The sequence below is a fragment of the Halodurantibacterium flavum genome, assembly GCF_042681825.1.
Taxonomy (GTDB): Bacteria; Pseudomonadota; Alphaproteobacteria; order Rhodobacterales; family Rhodobacteraceae; genus Halodurantibacterium; species Halodurantibacterium flavum.
Map to the genome: position 1 here is coordinate 163759 of NZ_JBHUGH010000006.1, position 16738 is coordinate 180496.

Sequence of the window (16738 nt, forward strand, 5' to 3'; positions counted from 1 at the left end):
CCATGGCCCTGCCCATCTACGCATCGCCGCTCGAACGCATCTGGCACTGGACCTATCGCATCCTCTGCGCGCTGATCTTCCTGTTCCTGATCGCGCCGATCCTTGTGATCATCCCGCTTTCCTTCAACGTGGAGCCCTATTTCACCTTTACGGCGCGGATGCTCGCGCTCGACCCCGAGGGGTATTCGCTGCGATGGTATGACCGGCTGCTGACCTTCGGGATGCAGAACCCGAATGCGCCGCGCGACGCAGCCTGGTGGGCGGATGTCTGGCGCAACGCGACCTGGGTGAACGCGGCCAAGAACTCCCTGATCATCGGCTTCTTCTCGACGCTGCTGGCGACGGTGCTGGGAACGGTTGCCGCGCTGGGGCTGGCGCGGCCTGAAATGCCCTGGCGCAAGCCGATCATGGCGATCCTCATTTCGCCGATGATCGTGCCGATTATCATCACGGCGACGGGGCTCTTCTTTTTCTACTCGGCCACCGGGCTTGCGGGGACCTATGCGGGCATCATCCTGGCCCATGCGACCCTGGGCATCCCCTTTGTCATCATCACCGTGACCGCGACGCTGATGGGGTTCGACCATTCGCTGTTGCGGGCGGCTGCGAGCCTTGGGGCAGGGCCGGTGCGCGCCTTCTTCAAGGTCCAGCTTCCGCTGATCACGCCGGGGGTGGTTTCCGGCGCGCTCTTTGCCTTCGTTACCTCGTTCGACGAGGTTATCGTGGTGCTGTTCGTCGCCGCCCATGACCAGCAGACGATTCCGCGCCAGATGTGGAACGGGATCCGCGAACAGATCAGCCCGTCGATCCTTGCGGTGGCGACGATCCTTGTGGTGATCTCGGTCGCGCTTCTGGCGACGGTCGAGTTGCTGCGCCGCCGGTCCGAGCGGCTGCGCGGGGTAACGCCGGCCTGAGGCCCGCGTTACTGCTCAGCCCAGAATGGCGATCCAGCCCCAGGCGGTCAGGATCGTCCCCGCCGTCCCCAAAAGCACGGCCGAAGCTGCGACGCGCCGGGCGGCCCCATACATGTTGGCAAAGACATAGGCGTTGACCCCGGGTGCCATGGCCGCTGTCAGCACCGCCGCCCGCAACGCCCCCCGGTCAAGGCCCAGCCAGTTGCCCATCAGCCAGACGATCGTCGGATGCAGGATCAGCGAGACCGAGACGATGAAGAGGATCGCGCGCAGGTCGCCTTCGGGTCGGTAGCGATAAAGCACGCCGCCCAGTCCAAAGAGCGCGGCCGGCAGCGCCGCCTGCGTCATCAGCCCCAGCGCGTCCCACATCACGCCGGGCAGCGGGATGCCGCCAAGGTTGACGACAAAGCCAAGGGCGATCGCGATCACCAGCGCATTCGAGAACATCGCCCGCAACACCCGGGGCACCAGGCCGCGGACGGACCCGCCGCGGTTACGCGCGATCTCCATCGCAGTGATGCCGATCGCATAGCAAAAGGGTGAATGAACCGCGATGATGGCAAAGTTCACCGCAAGCGCATCGGTCCCGTAGGCACGTTCGGCAATCGGGATGCCGAGGAGGAGCGAGTTGGAAAAGAGCCCGCAAAACCCGATGGCGACGGCATCCTCCCAGCTGCGGCCAAAGAAGAACCGCGCCCCCAAAAGCCCCGTGATGAACCCGATCAGCGCGCCGGAATAAAAGCTCGTCAGCAGCTTCCAGTCGAAATTCTGGCTGAGGTCGAGTTGCGAGATGCCGGTAAACAGCAGGCAGGGGATCGCGAAGTTCTGGGTAAAGCGGACCAGCCCGTCCACCGCCGCATCGCTGAAAAGCTTGCGCCAGACCGCGACGTAACCGAAACCGATGACCAGAAAGACAGGCAGGATGATCTGGATCAGCGCCTGCATGTCAGAGATCGAAGCTCAGCGTCAGTCCGTCATGGGCGGGCGAGACGTGATCGGGCGTCTCGGCGGCCACGGTGGCGTAGTCGAGGTCGATATGCATGTTGGTCAGCACCGCCCTCCGGGGGCGCGCCCGGGCGATCCAGTCCAGCGTAAGGTCCAGATGCGCGTGGGTCGGGTGCGGTTTGCGGCGCAGCGCATCGACGATCCAGCAGTCCAGGCCGTTCAGCAGGGGCCAGCTCGCCTCGGGGATGGTGACGGCATCGGGCAGATAGGCGACCGGCCCGATCCGGAACCCCAGCGCCTGAACCGATCCGTGCCCGGCCTCGAAGGGCTGGAAGGTGATTTCGCCCCCCGCGCCTGACACGGCAAAGGGGCCGTCGATCGTGTTGAGGTCCAGAATGGGCGGGTAGGGCGAATGGGCCGGCTGCACAAAGGCATAGCCGAACCGCGACAAGAGCGAATCCTGCGTGCGCCCGTCCGCCCAGACCGCAAGCCGCCGTTCCATGTTGAAAACGATCTGGCGCAGGTCGTCGATGCCGTGGACATGATCGGCATGGGCGTGGGTATAGACCACGCCGTCAAGTTCGCCGACCCCCGCATCGAGCAGTTGCGCCCGCATGTCGGGCGAGGTGTCGATCAGCACGCGGGTCGCGGCGCCATTCTCCTCTCGCGTCACAAGGATCGAGCAGCGCCGGCGGTGGTTGCGCGGATCGTTCGGATCGCAATCGCCCCAATGGCCGCCAAGCCGGGGCACCCCGCCCGACGATCCGCAGCCCAGGATGGTGACAGAGAGCCGCGCGGTCATTCCGGCCGCCAGGCTGCGGCCTTGGCAAAAAGCCGGTCGAAATTCGCCGAGGTCGCGCGGGCAAAGGCGTCATAGTCGATACCGAATACCTCTGCGCCGGTGCGGGCGGTAAAGGCGGTGTAGGCCGGCTCGTTCCGTTTGCCCCGATGCGGCGGCGGCGCCAGATAGGGGGCGTCGGTCTCCAGAAGGATACGGTCGAGCGGCGCCGAGGCAAAGATCGCGCGCAGGTCGGATGAGCGGGGAAAGGCCGCGATCCCCGACATCGACAGGTAAAAGCCCAGCGAAAGGGCAGTCTCGGCCAGCGCCGCACCCGAGGAAAAGCAGTGCATCACGCAGGAATAGGCGCCCGCCGCATGTTCCTCGGACAGGATGCGCGCCATGTCGTCGTCGGCGTCGCGGGCATGGATGATCAGCGGCAGGCCGGTCCGGCGCGCGGCCTCGATATGGATGCGCAGGCTCTCTTGCTGAATGGCCTTCGACTCCGCCGTGTAATGGTAGTCGAGCCCCGTCTCGCCAATGCCGACCATCTTGGGGTGGTGGGTCAGGGCGACCAGATCCTCGACGCGCGCAAGCGGGTCTTCGGCCGCGCGCATCGGATGCGTGCCTGCGGCGTAGAACACCGGGTCATGCGCCTCGGCGATGGCGCGGACCTCCGGTTCGCGCGGCAGGCTGGTGCAGATCGTTACCATCCGCGTGACGCCCGCCGTGTTGGCACGGGCGAGAATCTCTGGCAGGTCGGCGATCAGTTCGGGGAAATCGAGATGGCAGTGACTGTCGACGATTTCGGCTCTGCTTGACGTCATCCGCGGCCCTTTGGTCTGGCGCAGCGGGTCAGGCCCCGACCTGCGCAGGGGCGGTCACGCGGGCCGCCGTTTCATCCACTTTCAGGACCATATCCAGCAGAAGCGCGGCAGGGTCAAGGTTCACCGATCTGCCATGCCGCGCCCGTGCCCCGAGCGCCTGATGCAGGTCCGCCCAGACGCGTCCCGCCGCAGGATCGGGCGCCAGACGCGCCAGAAGGGTTGCCTCGCCCGGGGCGGCCTCGGTCCGGGGCGGGCCCATGACGCCGGTTCGGGCCAGACGCGACAGGAACAGGTCAAACAGCGTCAGCATCAGGTCGAGTTGCGGTTCGGCGCCCCTGCCTGCGGCAGTTTCGGCCAGCCGAAGTGCCCGTGGCCGGTCCAGCCGCGGCAGCGTCGCGAAAAGCGCGATCAGGGCGCGGTAAGTGGCAAGCCCGTCAAGCTGCGTCAGGCGGATCGCCTCGCCCACCGACCCGTCGGCAAGCTCGGCGAGCGCGGCCATGTCGTCCGTTTCCGCACCGGCCGCCCCAAGCGCCGCCGCCATCTCGGGCGGGTGCAACCGCGTCAGCCGCAGTTCCCGGCACCGCGACCGGATCGTCGGCAAGAGGCGCGAGGGCTGATGGCTGACCAGCAACATGGTGACGCCTGCGGGCGGTTCCTCCAGCGCCTTGAGAAGGGCATTGGCGGCGTTGACGTTCATCTCGTCCGCGGTATCCACGATGACGACCCGGCGCCCGCCCTCGGTCGCCGAAAGGTTGAAGAACCCCTTGAGCCGGCGCACCTCATCCACCGTGATGACGGTCTTCAGCCGCTTTTTATCCGCGTCCCAGGCCCGGCGGAGCAGGAAGAGCCCCGGTTCGGACTGTGCCAGCAGGCGCCGCGCGACCGGATGGTCCGGCGGCACGTCGAGGCTCTCACCCGACGAACCGGCCAGCAGGGCGCGCGCGATCCGCCAGGCGAGCGTCGCCTTGCCCACCCCGCGCGGACCCGTCAGCAGCCAGCCGTGGTGCAGCCGGCCCTGCCGCAGCGCATCAAGGAACCGCGCCTCGGCGGCATCCTGGCCCAGAAGGGCGGTCGTTTCACGCGGATGGGGGGCGCCTTCGATCCGGTCGGGTTCGGGCAGGGGGGCATCCGCCCCGCTCATGCCAGCGCCCCGCGGACGAGCGTCCGGATTTCCGCCTGAATTGCGTGGACGCTGCGGTTGCCGTCGATCAGGTGGCAGCGGTCGGGATATTCCCGTGCCAGCGCGCGGAACCCTGTCGCGAGCCGCGTCTGGAAGGCAAGACCCAGATCCTCGAACCGGTCCTCGCCCGAGTTTCTTGCTAGCCCGCGCGCCAGCGCTACCGCCGGTTCGACATCGATGATCAGCGTCAGATGCGGTTCGGTGCCGATCATCGTGTCGTGCAACTGATCGACGACGCCGCGCAGATCCGCCCGGGCCGCGCCCTGATAGATGCGCGTGCTGTCGGCAAAGCGGTCGGATATCACCGTCCGCCCGGCGATCAGCGCGGGTTCAATGGTCTTTTCCAGATGATCGCGCCGCGCGGCGGTAAAGAGAAGTATCTCGGTTTCCGCCGACCAGCGGGCCGCATCGCCCTGCACCAGCAGGCGGCGGATCTCCTCCGCCCCCTCGGACCCGCCGGGTTCACGGGTCAGCAGCACGTCGCGCCCCTCGGCGCGCAGCGCCTCGGACAGCGCATGGGCCTGCGTCGATTTTCCGGAACCGTCGATCCCCTCGAATGTGATGAAGCGTCCGGGCGCGGGCATCAGCTGCCGGTCAATCCGTTGAGCGCCCCACCCGCAGCCCGATGGAACAGCACCGTCGCAGCCGTACGCAACCGCGCCACGAAACCGCCGCGTTCCACCGCGGTTTCCGCCACCAGCGGGATGCGCAACTCGTTCATCTCCGGGTGCGATACCACCAGATCCGCGACCTTCTGCCCGGCGGCGATCGGCGCCTGAACGGGCCCGTGATAGACGACGCGCGCTTCCAGCCCCTCTTGCTGTACCATGGCGGGCACAAGGACGCTGCGGTCGCTCTCGACCGTGAGGCCGACGCGCGTTTCCTCGCCCAGCCAGACGTCGGCCTCGGCGATGCGTTCGCCCTGCCGGGCGACGGTGCGCTGGACGAACTGTCGGAACGCCCAGTTGACGATGCGCTCGGCCTCTTCGGAGCGTTCCTGTTCGCTTTGCAGCCCGGTGATGACGAAGATCACCCGCCGGTCGCCCTGCACCGCCGATCCGACGAGGCCATAGCCGGCCTCCATCGTGTGCCCGGTCTTGAGCCCGTCCGCATGGATCGCATCGGGGCTGGTGTTCGATTCCGGAAACACGCGGAACAGCGGGTTGCGGTTGAACCGGTTCGCGGGCGAGCGTTCCTTGTAGTCGTATTCACGCTCGTTGAAAAACGCGTAAAGTTCAGGGAAATCGTTGATCATGTGCATGGTCAGCAGCGCGAGGTCGCGCATCGACATCACATGCCCGTCCGCCGGCCAGCCCGAGGCGTTGCGCAGCGAGGTGTTCACCATTCCCAGCGCCTGCGCGCGTTCGGTCATCAGGCGGGCAAAGGCCTCTTCGCTGCCCGCCAGCCCCTCGGCCACGACGACGCAGGCGTCATTGCCGGAATTGACGACGATCCCCAAAATCAGTTCCCGCACCGTCGGGCGGTCCATTTCGTTGAGGAACATGGTCGAACCGCCCATCGCCCGCGCCCGGGACGACACGCTGAAGGGCGTGTCCATCGTCACCCGCCCGTCATCGATCGCCTCGAACAGCATGTTCAGCGTCATAAGCTTGGACATCGACGCCGGGGGCAGGGGCTGGTCGGCGTTCTTTTCCAGCAGGACCGTTCCGGTCGCATAGTCGATCACATAGGCGGCCGTCGCGCGCGTCTCGAAGGCCGAGGCGGGCGCCATGCCAACAAGGGCTGCGACCATGACGGCGCACAGGCGAAGAATGGGGCTGATCATCTGTCCGGTCGTTCTTTATCCGTGTTTCCGTCTGCCGTCGCCTTTGGCACGCGGCCCTTTCGCGTCGGCGCCGCCACCAGCGCAACGGCAGGGTGAGCATAGCCGCTCTGCCGCGTCGAGGAAAGGCTTGGATCGGCGGCCGATTTCCCCCGCCTGTCACAAAACCGTGGCGGCAAGGCTTTCAGAATCATCCGCGCCCCGCTATCCCGCGCTGGCCCGGCACGCCCGGGCCGTGCGGATGGGTGGCCGAGTGGTTTAAGGCACCGGTCTTGAAAACCGGCGTAGGTGAGAGCCTACCGTGGGTTCGAATCCCACCCCATCTGCCATCAGTACCCCTCAATCTCGGACACCCGATTGTCCAGCACCGCTGGACAGCCTGTTCAGCATACCGGGGCTACTGCGATACAGCTTGCCCTGCCATCTGTTTCCCACACGGAAACAGAGGAGAACCGTTATGGAAAAGGTTATTCTGATCACGGGCGCCTCCAGCGGCATCGGCGAGGGGATCGCCCGCACGCTGGGCGAAGCCGGCGCGAAGCTCTTGCTTGGTGCGCGCCGCACGGACCGGCTGGAAACCATCGCGCGCGAGATCCGCGCGGCGGGCGGCACGGCCGAGGTCCGGCAACTCGATGTGACCGACCGCGACCAGATGGCAGGCTTTGCGCAGGCGGCGCTTGACCTTTGGGGTCGCATCGACGTGCTGGTGAACAATGCCGGTATCATGCCGCTCTCGCCCCTTTCGGCCGGAAAGCAGGATGAGTGGGGGCAGATGGTGGATGTGAACATCAAAGGCGTGCTCTGGGGGATCGGGGCGGTGCTGCCGGTGATGGAAAAGCAGGGAAGCGGCCACATCATCAACGTCGCCTCGGTCGGGGCCCTGCAGGTCGTGCCGACTGCGGCCGTCTACTGCGCGACCAAGTTCGCGGTCCGGGCAATCTCGGACGGCTTGCGGCAGGAATCGAGAACGATCCGCGTGACCTGCGTCAATCCCGGCGTCGTTGAAAGCGAGCTCGCCTCGACCATCACGCATGACGAAACGCTCGCGTTCATGGACGATTATCGCAGCATCGCCCTGCAACCCGCCGATATTGGCCGCGCGATCCGCCATGTGATCGAGGCGCCGGAGACGGTGAACACGACCGAAATAACGGTCCGTCCCACCAGGTCACCTTACTGACCAGGGTCCTTCAACAAGGAAGAAAGGAGAACACCATGAGGAAACCGATTGCACTTGCCTTTGGCGCGGCGCTTGCCGCACATCCCGGTGCTGCGGAACACGGCGGTTCCACACATCCGGCGCAAGACGGCGCCGCACCCCACCCCTATGTCGGAATGTGGGTGACCGAGGACAACCGCGTCCGCCACAACCTCTTGCCGAACGGCCGTTATGACGAGGCGCGCGGAACCCGCGAAAGCGCCTATCAGGGTCGGTATGAGGTGACGGGTAACCACATCGACTATTGGGACGACACCGGCTTTACCGCCGACGGCACCTTTGTCGATGACAACACCCTGCACCATGGCGGGATGATCCTTTACCGCAGGGACTGACCGGCCGCACGCGTCGCCCGCCCCCACAGGTCCGCATCAGGCGCAGACCTGTGCGATGGCGGGCGGCGCCGTGCTGGCCCGCAGGATCAGTTCGACCGGCAGCAGCACCTGACGGGGCGGCGGGCGGTCCGACGGTTCCGCAAGCAGCTCCGCAAGGATCAGCCGCGCTGCCTCGATCCCGATCTGGTTGCGCTGCTGGCGGATGGTGGTCAGTGGCGGCGTCAGATGCGCCACAAGCTCGATATTGTCGAAGCCCACCACCGAGACATCGCGCGGCACGCCCATCCCCGCCGCCTGCACCGCGCCGATGAACCCACAGGCCATTTCATCGCTGGCACAGAAGAGCGCGGTCGGCCGGTCCGGGAGCGCGAGCCAGCGACGGCCGGCGGCGGCACCGGATTCAAGCGTGAAGTCCCCCGCCAGCATCCAGTCGGGGCGCGGCGAGAGATGCGCTGCGGCCATTGCATCCCGGAACCCGGCAAGGCGCTCGACGGTCAGCACGTTTTTCGGCGGGCCCGCAAGATGACCGATCCGTCGATGCCCCAGCGCAACCAGATGTTCGACCGCCATCCGGGCGCCGCCGGCATTGTCGACCCGGACCGACGGCAGGTCGGGCCCCGGCCGCCATTCGCAGGCCATCACGGTCGGCAGGCCACCCGCGCGGCGCGCCGGCGGCTCCACCTCTCCGTCAAACAGGATCACGCCATCCACCACTCCGTTCCCGAGCGTGCGCAGCATGTCGCGCCCCGCCCCCGGGCCACTGCGCGTATCGCCGATCAGCAGGTTATAGCCCTCGGGGCCCAAGGTCGCCGCGATCCCCGAAAGAATGTTGGAAAAGAACGGGTTCGAGATATTTGGCACCAGCGCCACGATAGATCCGGTGCGCTGCTGGCGCAGGTTCCGCGCCGAATGGTGGACGCGGTAGCCGGTGCGCTCGATCGCGTCCAGCACGGCGGCGCGGGTCGCGGGCGCGACGATCCCCGGCGCCGACATGACACGGCTGACGGTCGCGGCGGACACACCGGCCTCACGGGCCACGTCCTGAATGGTCGCCCTCATCCTGATCGTCATCGGCGCTCCTGCGTTGACGCCTTGGTGATTACCGCGCGGGGCGGCAGGCGCAAGCCATCGCCTTTGCATGACAAATGCAAATTGTCTTGTAAACGATTTCAGGCTGGTCTTACATCGCAGGCAGGGCGGGTGACTCGCAGCGCGACACCCGGGGAGAGCCCAAAGGAGGATAGCATGAAGACGATGAAGGGCCCCGGCCTTTTCCTTGCGCAATTTGCGGGGGACGCCGCGCCATTCAACAGCTGGGGTTCGATCACCCGCTGGGCGGCCGAATGTGGCTATGCCGGGGTGCAGGTGCCCAGTTGGGACGCCAGGCTGTTCGACCTCGACCTCGCGGCAAGTTCGATGGACTATTGCGACGAACTCAAGGGCGTGGCGCTTGAGAACGGGGTGGAGATCACCGAGCTTTCGACCCATCTTCAGGGGCAGCTTGTGGCGGTCCACCCGGCCTATGACGTGGCCTTTGACGGATTTGCAGCGCCTTCTGTGCATAACAACCCTGCCGCTCGGCAGGAATGGGCGGTGGATCAGGTGCGCAAGGCGCTGACCGCATCGCGCAACCTTGGCCTGACCGCAATGGCCTCGTTTTCCGGCGCGCTGGCATGGCCCTTTCTCTATCCCTGGCCACAGCGGCCCGCTGGGCTGGTAGAACTCGCCTTCGACGAACTTGCACGGCGCTGGCGCCCGATCCTCGACCATGCGGAGGAGTGCGGCGTCGATATCTGCTATGAGATCCACCCGGGCGAAGACCTGCATGACGGCGTGACATATGAGATGTTCCTTGAGCGCGTCGGCAACCACGCGCGGGCGAACATGCTTTACGACCCGTCGCACTATGTGCTTCAGGCGCTCGACTATCTGGAAAACATCGACATCTATGCCGAACGTATCCGGATGTTCCACGTCAAGGATGCCGAACTGAACCCGACGGGGCGCCAGGGGGTCTATGGCGGGTTCCAGCCCTGGCTCAAGCGGGCGGGGCGGTTCCGCTCGGTCGGCGACGGGCATGTGGACTGGTCCGGGGTGTTTTCGCGGCTGACGGCTGCGGGCTTCGACGGCTGGGCCGTGGTCGAATGGGAATGCTGCATCAAGCACCCCGAGGATGGGGCACGCGAAGGCGCGCAGATCGTGCGCGACCACATCATCCGCGTGACGGAAAGCGCGTTCGACGATTTCGCGGGCGGGGCATCTGACGATGCGACCAACCGCCGGCTGCTGGGGCTCTGACGATGGAGCGGATCAGACTTGGAATGGTGGGCGGCGGGCAGGGTGCCTTTATCGGCGCGGTGCACCGGATCGCGGCGAGGCTCGACGGGCAGTATGATCTTGTCGCGGGGGCGCTTTCATCCTCGCCGGAACGGGCGCGGGAATCCGGGTTGGCGCTTGGCCTCGATGAGGGGCGTATCTATGACGACTATGCCGCAATGGCCCGGCGAGAGGCGCGGCTGAAGAACGGTATTCAGGCGGTGGCGATCGTCACGCCGAACCACATGCATTATCCGGTGGCGCGCGAATTCCTGCGGCGTGGCATCCATGTGATCTGCGACAAGCCCCTGACGGCCACGCTGGCCGATGCGCGGCGGCTCGTGAAGGCCGCCGAAGACGCGCAGGCGCTCTTTATCCTTACGCATAACTACACCGCCTATCCTATGGTGCGGCAAGCGAAATCCATGATCGAGGCCGGCGATCTGGGCAGCCTGCGGCTGGTGCAGGTGGAATATGTGCAGGACTGGCTGACCGAGGCTGCCGAGGAAACCGGCTCGAAACAGGCGGGCTGGCGCACCGATCCCGCGCGCTCCGGTCCGGGCGGGGCCACAGGCGATATCGGCACCCATGCCTTCAACCTGGCCGAGTTCGTGTCGGGCCTGAAGGTGGAGAGCCTTGCCGCTGATCTGCAAAGCTTTGTTCCCGGCCGGCGGGTCGATGACAATGCCCATGTGCTGATGCGGCTGGAAGGCGGCGCCCGCGGGATGCTCTGGTGCAGCCAGGTCGCGCCGGGGAATGAAAACAGCCTGCGGCTGCGCATCTATGGCGACAAGGGCGGCCTCGAATGGGCGCAGGAGGACCCGAATTACCTCTGGTTCACGCCGTTCGGCCAGCCCAAGCGGCTGCTGACCCGCAACGGGTCGGGCGCGGGGCCGGCGGCGCAACGGCTCAGCCGGACGCCGGGCGGTCACCCCGAGGGGTATCTGGAAGGCTTTGCCAATATCTATTCCGAGGCCGCCGCCGCGATCCGAGCCCATGCGGCTGGCGAGGCGCCGCCCGAGGATGTGACCTATCCCGACGTGCATCAGGGGCTGCGCGGGGTTGGCTTCATCGATGCCTGCGTCCGGTCTTCGCGCCGCAATGGCGGCTGGGTGACGCTTTGACCGCTCCGGTCCTCGTCCTTCGCGGGGTCAGCCGCGCCTTCGGGCCGGTCACCGTGCTGCATGACGTGGACTTCGCGCTTAATCCCGGTGAGGTCCACGCGCTGATCGGCGAGAACGGCGCGGGCAAATCGACCACGATGAAGATCCTTGCGGGTTATCTGTCGCCAAGCGCGGGCGAGGTCCTGCTGGACGGACAGCCCACGGTCTTTTCCGACCCGCGCGAGGCCGAGGCGGCGGGGGTCCTGATGATCCATCAGGAGTTCAATCTCGCCCGGCAACTCACTGTGGAACAGAACGTTTTTCTGGGACGCGAACGCCGGCGTGGCCCATTCCTCGACCATCGCGGGATGCAGGCGGAGACGGGGGCGCTGCTTGCGCGCCTGAACTGCGACGTCTCGCCCCGGGCGCGCATCCGCGACCTGTCGGTGCCGCAGATGCAGATGGTGGAAATCGCCCGCGCACTGGGGCAAAAGGCGCGCGTCCTTATCATGGATGAACCTTCCGCGGTGCTGACGCGGCAGGAAACCGAGGTGCTGCTGGAACAGATCGAGCGGCTGCGCGCGGCGGGTACGGCGATCCTTTACACCTCGCACAAGCTCGATGAGGTCGCGCGGATCGCCGACCGCATCACAGTGCTGCGCGACGGTCGCGTGGTCCGCGCCTGCCCGGCACCCGAGCTTGACGAGGACGGCATGGCCACCGCGATGGTGGGGCGCGAACTTTCGGACCTTTTCCCGCCCAAGGTGCCCGTGGCCGGCCCCGTCGCGCTGGAGGTCCGTGACCTTCATATCCCCGGGCTGCTCGACCGAATTTCGTTCACGCTCGGCCAGGGCGAGATCCTCGGCTTTGCGGGTCTCGTGGGCGCGGGCCGGACCGAGTTGATGGAGGCGCTGGTCGGGCTGCGCAATGCGGGCGGCGAGGTTCTGGTGGGCGGCCAGCCGCTGCGACCCCGGACGGTGCGTGCCGCGCGGGATGCGGGGCTCGTCTACCTGACCGAGGATCGCAAGGAACGGGGACTTCTGCTCGACAAGTCCCTGCGGGAGAACCTGACGCTCCTGTCGCTCGACCGGTTTTGCCGTGGCCTGATCGACCGCAAGGCCGAGGATGCCGCGCTGACGCAGGCCATCGGCGAATTCGACATCCGCACGCCCTCGCGCGCGATCCGGGCCGGGAACCTGTCGGGCGGGAACCAGCAGAAGCTGCTGCTTGCCAAGACGATGCTGGCAGAGCCCGGTATCGTCATCATCGACGAACCGACGCGGGGCATCGACATCGGCACCAAGCAGCAGATCTATGCCTTCATCCACCGGCTGGCCGCCGCGGGCAAAAGCGTCATCGTCGTCTCGTCGGAAATGGCCGAGGTGATCGGCCTGTCGCACCGCGTCCTCGTCATGCGCAGCGGCCGCCTGATGGGTGAGCTTTCCGGGCCCGCGATCACCGAGGACGCCATCGTCCGCCTTGCCATGGGCCTTGTCCCTAGCGCCACCGAGGACGCGGCATGAACACCGACGTTTTGAAAAAACCGATGCAAAGCAAATCATTCCACCTCGACCTTCATGTTCTTGGTCCGCTTCTGGCGCTTATCGTTCTGATCATCACCGGCGCGATGATCAACGAAAACTTCCTCAGTTCCGGCAATATCACCAACGTGCTCGCGCGGTCGGCCTTCATCGGGATCATCGCGGTCGGCATGACCTTCGTGATCACGTCCGGCGGGCTCGACCTTTCCGTGGGCTCGATGGCGGCCTTCATCGCCGGTCTCATGATCCTTGTGATGAACAGCATCCTGCCTTCGATGGGGGTCAGCGTGGCGACGATCCTCGTGGGCGTCGCGGTGGCGCTGGGGGCGGGCCTGGTCGCGGGGGTCATCAACGGCCTTCTGGTGACACGCGCGCGGATCGAGCCGTTCATCGTCACGCTGGGCACGATGGGCATCTATCGCAGCCTCGTGACCTGGCTTGCGGATGGCGGCACGCTTTCGCTCGATTTCGGGCTGCGGAGCCTTTACCGCCCGGTCTATTACGACGGTCTGTTCGGGATCACCTGGCCGATCATCGTCTTTGCGCTGGTCGCGATCCTGGCCGAGGTGGTGATGCGCCACACGGCCTTCGGGCGGCATTGCGCGGCCATCGGGTCGAACGAACAGGTGGCGCGCTACTCGGCGGTCTCTGTCGATGGGGTCCGGACGGCGACCTATGTGCTGCTCGGGCTTCTGGTGGGGGTTGCGACGATCCTCTATGTCCCGCGGCTCGGCTCGGCCTCGGCGGCCACGGGCGTCCTGTGGGAGCTTGAGGCGATCGCGGCGGTGATCATCGGCGGCACGATGCTGCGCGGCGGCTTCGGGCGCGTCTGGGGCACCGTCGTCGGCGTCCTGATCCTGAGCCTTATCGGTAATATCCTGAACCTGACCGATCTGGTCAGCCCCTATCTCAACGGGGCGATCCAGGGGGTCATCATCATTCTGGCCGTGGTGCTGCAACGGGAGAAGCGGCCCGCGCGCTAGGGAATACCATCACAAAGGGGAGGAAACGTGATGCAACTGAAACCGATCATGAAGCCGGTCATCCTGGCCGCGGGCCTTGCTGCAACGGGCGGGATCGCCGCGGCGCAAGAGGCGACCATCGGCGTCTCGATCCCGGCCGCGACGCATGGCTGGGCGGGTGGCCTGAACTTTCACGCGCAGCAGACGATCAACGAGCTGAGCGAACGCCATCCCGGCCTGAACTTCGTCCTCGCGACCGCCAGCGATCCGGCGACCCAAGCCAATGACATCGAGGATATGGTCGCGACCCGCAACATCGACGCGCTGGTCGTCCTTCCGTTCGAGAGCGAGCCGCTGACCGGCCCGGTCTCGGGCGTGGCCGATCAGGGAATCTGGGTCACCGTCGTCGACCGCGGCCTGTCGCAGCCGAATATCGAGGATCTTTACGTCGCCGGCGACAATCCCGGTTTCGGCCGCGTCTCGGGCGAGTTCTTCTGCGAGCAGATGCCCGAAGGCGGCCAGATCGTCGTCCTGCGCGGCATCCCGACCACCATCGACAACGAACGGGTGGAGGGGTTCCAGGAAGTCACCGGCGCCTGCAACATCGAGATCATCGGGATGGAGCACGGCAACTGGAACCGCGACGACGCCTTTACCGTCATGCAGGACTTCCTGTCGCGCCATTCGCAGATCGACGCGGTCTGGGCCTCGGATGACGACATGGCGGTCGGCGTGCTGGAGGCCATCGCGCAGGCGGGCCGCGAGGATGAGATGTGGGTGCTCGGCGGCGCCGGCATGAAGGAGATGATCGAGCGTGTCCGTGACGGCGACGAGATGATCCGCGCCAACGTCACCTATCCGCCCTCGATGATCTCGACGGCGATCGAGCTGACCGCGCTCAACTTCCTGTCGAACGCCCCGGTCAGCGGTGAGTTCATCATCGGCTCGGTTCTGGTCACGCAGGACAATGCGGAACAGTTCTACTATCCCGACAGCCCTTTCTGATCGGGCAGGGCAGGCCCCCGGCGTGACCGGGGGCCTTTCCGCTTGTTCAGGCGGCGTTCCGGCGCGGCGTGCCCACGCGGTCGATCCAATCGTCGAAACGGGCCGCCCAGGATTTGAGGAATGCCTCGGTTGCCGGGTCGGTGACGCTGTTATCCTCGGCGATCAGCCCGTCCTTCCAGACGAAATAGACCTCGGGCTGGCCCATCAGCACCGTGTCCACCACGTTCAGAAGCCCCTTGAGCGCGTTCTGCCCGGCCGCACCGCCCGTGCCGCCCGGCGTGGCGCCGACGATGGCCGCAGGCTTGCCGGCCCAGCTGTTCTGCCCCCAGGGCCGCGTCCCCCAGTCGACCGCATTCTTGATCGCCGGCGAGAAGGAGCGGTTATATTCGGGCGTGACAAAGAGGACGCCGTCAGCGGCCTCGATCTCGTCCTTGAAGCGCTGAAGTGGGGCGGGGACGCCCTCGGCGAAGAGGTCGTCGTTGTAAAGCGGCAGGTCGCCGATCTCCACAAAGCGGAAGCTGAGCCGGTCGCGGGCGACCCCGGCCAGAACCTCGGCGAAACGACGGTTGATCGAGTCGCGGCGGAGCGACCCCACGATGACGGCAACAGTCTTCATAAGAAACCTCGTATCCATTAGATACCGGGTGTATAGAATCGGTGCCCGGGGGACGGCAAGACGGCACCTGAAAGAGAGAAAGGCACCTTTATGGAACCGACTTACCTCAATGTTCTCGGCCAGTGCCGGCTGGTGAACGATGTCATCTCGCTGGTCGGCGACAAGTGGAGCGTGCTGATCATCATGTCGCTCGGGTCGGGGCGGCGCCGGTTTTCCGAGATCAAGCGCACCGTCACGGGGATTTCGCAGAAGATGCTGACCGTGACGCTGCGCGGGCTGGAACGCGACGGCTATGTGCTGCGCACCGTCCATGCCGAGGTACCGCCCCGGGTCGAATATGAACTCACGGAGCTTGGGCGCGATCTTCTGGTGCCGCTGCACGCGCTGGGGGAATGGGCGATGGAGAACCACGACCGGGTGGCGCAGGCGCGCACGGTCTATGACGCCCGCAACGGCCTCGCACCGGCGCAGGTCCGTCCCGCCGCCGAATAGTCCGCGCAGGCGGCCCGATTTTGCCCTTGCAGAGATCCGTGCCCCGCGCCAGCCTGCGATGCAATGATGGTTCGGAAAAGGGACAGACAATGGGGATCGGCAGCAGCGCAGGCGCCACATCATCCACGATGATCGGCCATAATCGCGGGCCCGAGCTGGCGGGCGGCAGCTGGCGCCGCCACTGCTGGACCGAGGCGCGCCGGTCCCTTTTGCCGACGCTGCCGATCGAGGTTCTGCGTACCCGGGTGCGCCGCGCGCGCGAGCTTGGCCTCGACTATCGCAGCTATGCCTCGATCCGCGCTGCCAGCGGACATGACGTCATCGCCTTTCTCTTTTCCTCGAACGCCCTGCGCCTGATGCCCGCCACGCCTGCCTTGCCCCCGGATCGCGCGGATAAACTGATCGCGCTGGTCGATTGCGGTCGGCTGGGTCTTTCGCAGGGGCAGCTTGCGCCGGCGGCGATGCTGGCGGCCGCTGCGGGCGGGCTCGATGCCGCAGCACCGGCGCCGGCCGCCTTTGCGCCCTGGCCCGCCATCCGCGAGCGTCTGAAAGAGGCGCTGGCCCAAGCGCCCGGACGCCTCTCACCCGGTGAGGTCGTGCTGGTCGGCGACGCCCCGTGGGAGGGTGAGTGGTGCGCCGCGGGACGGCTGGCCGGCTATCTGCCCGCCGACCAGTATTTCGTGGTTCCCGCCTGAGGGCGTTAACCATCTGATCAGCTTTCC

The 16738-nt window shown here is 66.3% G+C and carries 18 protein-coding genes and 1 tRNA gene; 11 read left to right on the forward strand and 8 right to left on the reverse strand.

Annotated elements, in window-relative coordinates; all coding sequences use genetic code 11:
- Nucleotides 1–2 precede the first annotated feature (2 nt).
- Nucleotides 3–914, forward strand: a complete 912-nt coding sequence (locus ACFSGJ_RS09305) for an ABC transporter permease (RefSeq protein ID WP_390261001.1) — start codon at nucleotides 3–5, stop codon at nucleotides 912–914.
- A gap of 15 nt (nucleotides 915–929) precedes the next feature.
- Here the strand turns inward: ACFSGJ_RS09305 and ACFSGJ_RS09310 are convergent, their stop codons facing one another.
- The 6 genes from ACFSGJ_RS09310 to ACFSGJ_RS09335 are packed head-to-tail and all read right to left on the reverse strand — an operon-like array spanning nucleotide 930 to nucleotide 6430.
- On the reverse strand, nucleotides 930–1859 hold the full coding sequence (locus ACFSGJ_RS09310) for an AEC family transporter (RefSeq protein WP_390261003.1): 930 nt from the start codon (nucleotides 1857–1859) through the stop codon (nucleotides 930–932).
- A 1-nt stretch (nucleotide 1860) separates the two neighbouring features.
- Complete coding sequence (locus tag ACFSGJ_RS09315) at nucleotides 1861–2661, reverse strand: MBL fold metallo-hydrolase (RefSeq protein ID WP_390261005.1); 801 nt, start codon at nucleotides 2659–2661, stop codon at nucleotides 1861–1863.
- Entirely contained in the window at nucleotides 2658–3464 is an 807-nt protein-coding gene (locus ACFSGJ_RS09320) for a TatD family hydrolase (RefSeq protein ID WP_390261007.1), read from the reverse strand. Before ACFSGJ_RS09320 ends, ACFSGJ_RS09315 begins: the two co-directional genes overlap by 4 nt.
- 28 nt (nucleotides 3465–3492) lie before the next feature.
- The gene (locus tag ACFSGJ_RS09325; protein WP_390261009.1) at nucleotides 3493–4605 is read right to left on the reverse strand and encodes a DNA polymerase III subunit delta'; all 1113 of its coding nucleotides are present in this window, start codon (nucleotides 4603–4605) and stop codon (nucleotides 3493–3495) included.
- Nucleotides 4602–5228 (reverse strand): dTMP kinase, encoded by a 627-nt coding sequence (gene tmk, locus ACFSGJ_RS09330; RefSeq protein ID WP_390261011.1) that lies wholly within the window; start codon nucleotides 5226–5228, stop codon nucleotides 4602–4604. Before tmk ends, ACFSGJ_RS09325 begins: the two co-directional genes overlap by 4 nt.
- Nucleotides 5228–6430 (reverse strand): D-alanyl-D-alanine carboxypeptidase family protein, encoded by a 1203-nt coding sequence (locus ACFSGJ_RS09335; RefSeq protein ID WP_390261012.1) that lies wholly within the window; start codon nucleotides 6428–6430, stop codon nucleotides 5228–5230. Before ACFSGJ_RS09335 ends, tmk begins: the two co-directional genes overlap by 1 nt.
- Before the next feature lie 236 nt (nucleotides 6431–6666).
- On the opposite strand from ACFSGJ_RS09335, the gene ACFSGJ_RS09340 reads away from it, so the two are divergent.
- The 3 genes from ACFSGJ_RS09340 (at nucleotide 6667) to ACFSGJ_RS09350 (ending at nucleotide 7981) form a co-directional block, all read left to right on the forward strand.
- A tRNA-Ser gene (locus ACFSGJ_RS09340) sits at nucleotides 6667–6756 on the forward strand.
- 128 nt (nucleotides 6757–6884) lie between these two features.
- Nucleotides 6885–7607 (forward strand): SDR family oxidoreductase, encoded by a 723-nt coding sequence (locus ACFSGJ_RS09345; RefSeq protein WP_390261014.1) that lies wholly within the window; start codon nucleotides 6885–6887, stop codon nucleotides 7605–7607.
- A 35-nt stretch (nucleotides 7608–7642) separates the two neighbouring features.
- Nucleotides 7643–7981 (forward strand): Atu4866 domain-containing protein, encoded by a 339-nt coding sequence (locus ACFSGJ_RS09350; protein WP_390261015.1) that lies wholly within the window; start codon nucleotides 7643–7645, stop codon nucleotides 7979–7981.
- A gap of 36 nt (nucleotides 7982–8017) precedes the next feature.
- On the opposite strand, the gene ACFSGJ_RS09355 is transcribed toward ACFSGJ_RS09350, so the two are convergent.
- A complete protein-coding gene (locus ACFSGJ_RS09355) occupies nucleotides 8018–9052 on the reverse strand; it encodes a LacI family DNA-binding transcriptional regulator (RefSeq protein ID WP_390261017.1) in 1035 nt (344 codons plus the stop codon).
- A 174-nt stretch (nucleotides 9053–9226) separates the two neighbouring features.
- On the opposite strand from ACFSGJ_RS09355, the gene ACFSGJ_RS09360 reads away from it, so the two are divergent.
- From ACFSGJ_RS09360 to ACFSGJ_RS09380, 5 genes are read left to right on the forward strand one after another with little or no spacing between them, the layout of a single operon-like run.
- Entirely contained in the window at nucleotides 9227–10279 is a 1053-nt protein-coding gene (locus ACFSGJ_RS09360) for a sugar phosphate isomerase/epimerase family protein (protein ID WP_390261018.1), read from the forward strand.
- A 2-nt stretch (nucleotides 10280–10281) separates the two neighbouring features.
- A complete protein-coding gene (locus ACFSGJ_RS09365) occupies nucleotides 10282–11421 on the forward strand; it encodes a Gfo/Idh/MocA family protein (RefSeq protein WP_390261020.1) in 1140 nt (379 codons plus the stop codon).
- Entirely contained in the window at nucleotides 11418–12923 is a 1506-nt protein-coding gene (locus tag ACFSGJ_RS09370; RefSeq protein WP_390261022.1) for a sugar ABC transporter ATP-binding protein, read from the forward strand. Before ACFSGJ_RS09365 ends, ACFSGJ_RS09370 begins: the two co-directional genes overlap by 4 nt.
- The gene (locus tag ACFSGJ_RS09375; protein ID WP_390261023.1) at nucleotides 12920–13924 is read left to right on the forward strand and encodes an ABC transporter permease; all 1005 of its coding nucleotides are present in this window, start codon (nucleotides 12920–12922) and stop codon (nucleotides 13922–13924) included. The genes ACFSGJ_RS09370 and ACFSGJ_RS09375 overlap by 4 nt, the downstream gene beginning before the upstream one ends.
- A gap of 30 nt (nucleotides 13925–13954) precedes the next feature.
- Nucleotides 13955–14908 (forward strand): ABC transporter substrate-binding protein, encoded by a 954-nt coding sequence (locus ACFSGJ_RS09380; protein ID WP_390261025.1) that lies wholly within the window; start codon nucleotides 13955–13957, stop codon nucleotides 14906–14908.
- A gap of 46 nt (nucleotides 14909–14954) precedes the next feature.
- Here ACFSGJ_RS09380 and ACFSGJ_RS09385 read toward each other — a convergent pair whose 3' ends face one another.
- Nucleotides 14955–15524 carry an NADPH-dependent FMN reductase gene (locus tag ACFSGJ_RS09385; protein WP_390261027.1) on the reverse strand — a complete coding sequence of 190 codons (570 nt, stop codon included), beginning with the start codon at nucleotides 15522–15524 and terminating at the stop codon, nucleotides 14955–14957.
- Nucleotides 15525–15614: 90 nt separating this feature from the next.
- On the opposite strand from ACFSGJ_RS09385, the gene ACFSGJ_RS09390 reads away from it, so the two are divergent.
- Both ACFSGJ_RS09390 and ACFSGJ_RS09395 read left to right on the forward strand, forming a co-directional pair.
- Nucleotides 15615–16016 carry a winged helix-turn-helix transcriptional regulator gene (locus tag ACFSGJ_RS09390; RefSeq protein WP_390261029.1) on the forward strand — a complete coding sequence of 134 codons (402 nt, stop codon included), beginning with the start codon at nucleotides 15615–15617 and terminating at the stop codon, nucleotides 16014–16016.
- 89 nt (nucleotides 16017–16105) lie between these two features.
- The gene (locus tag ACFSGJ_RS09395; protein ID WP_390261030.1) at nucleotides 16106–16711 is read left to right on the forward strand and encodes a hypothetical protein; all 606 of its coding nucleotides are present in this window, start codon (nucleotides 16106–16108) and stop codon (nucleotides 16709–16711) included.
- The last annotated feature ends 27 nt before the right edge of the window (nucleotides 16712–16738 follow it).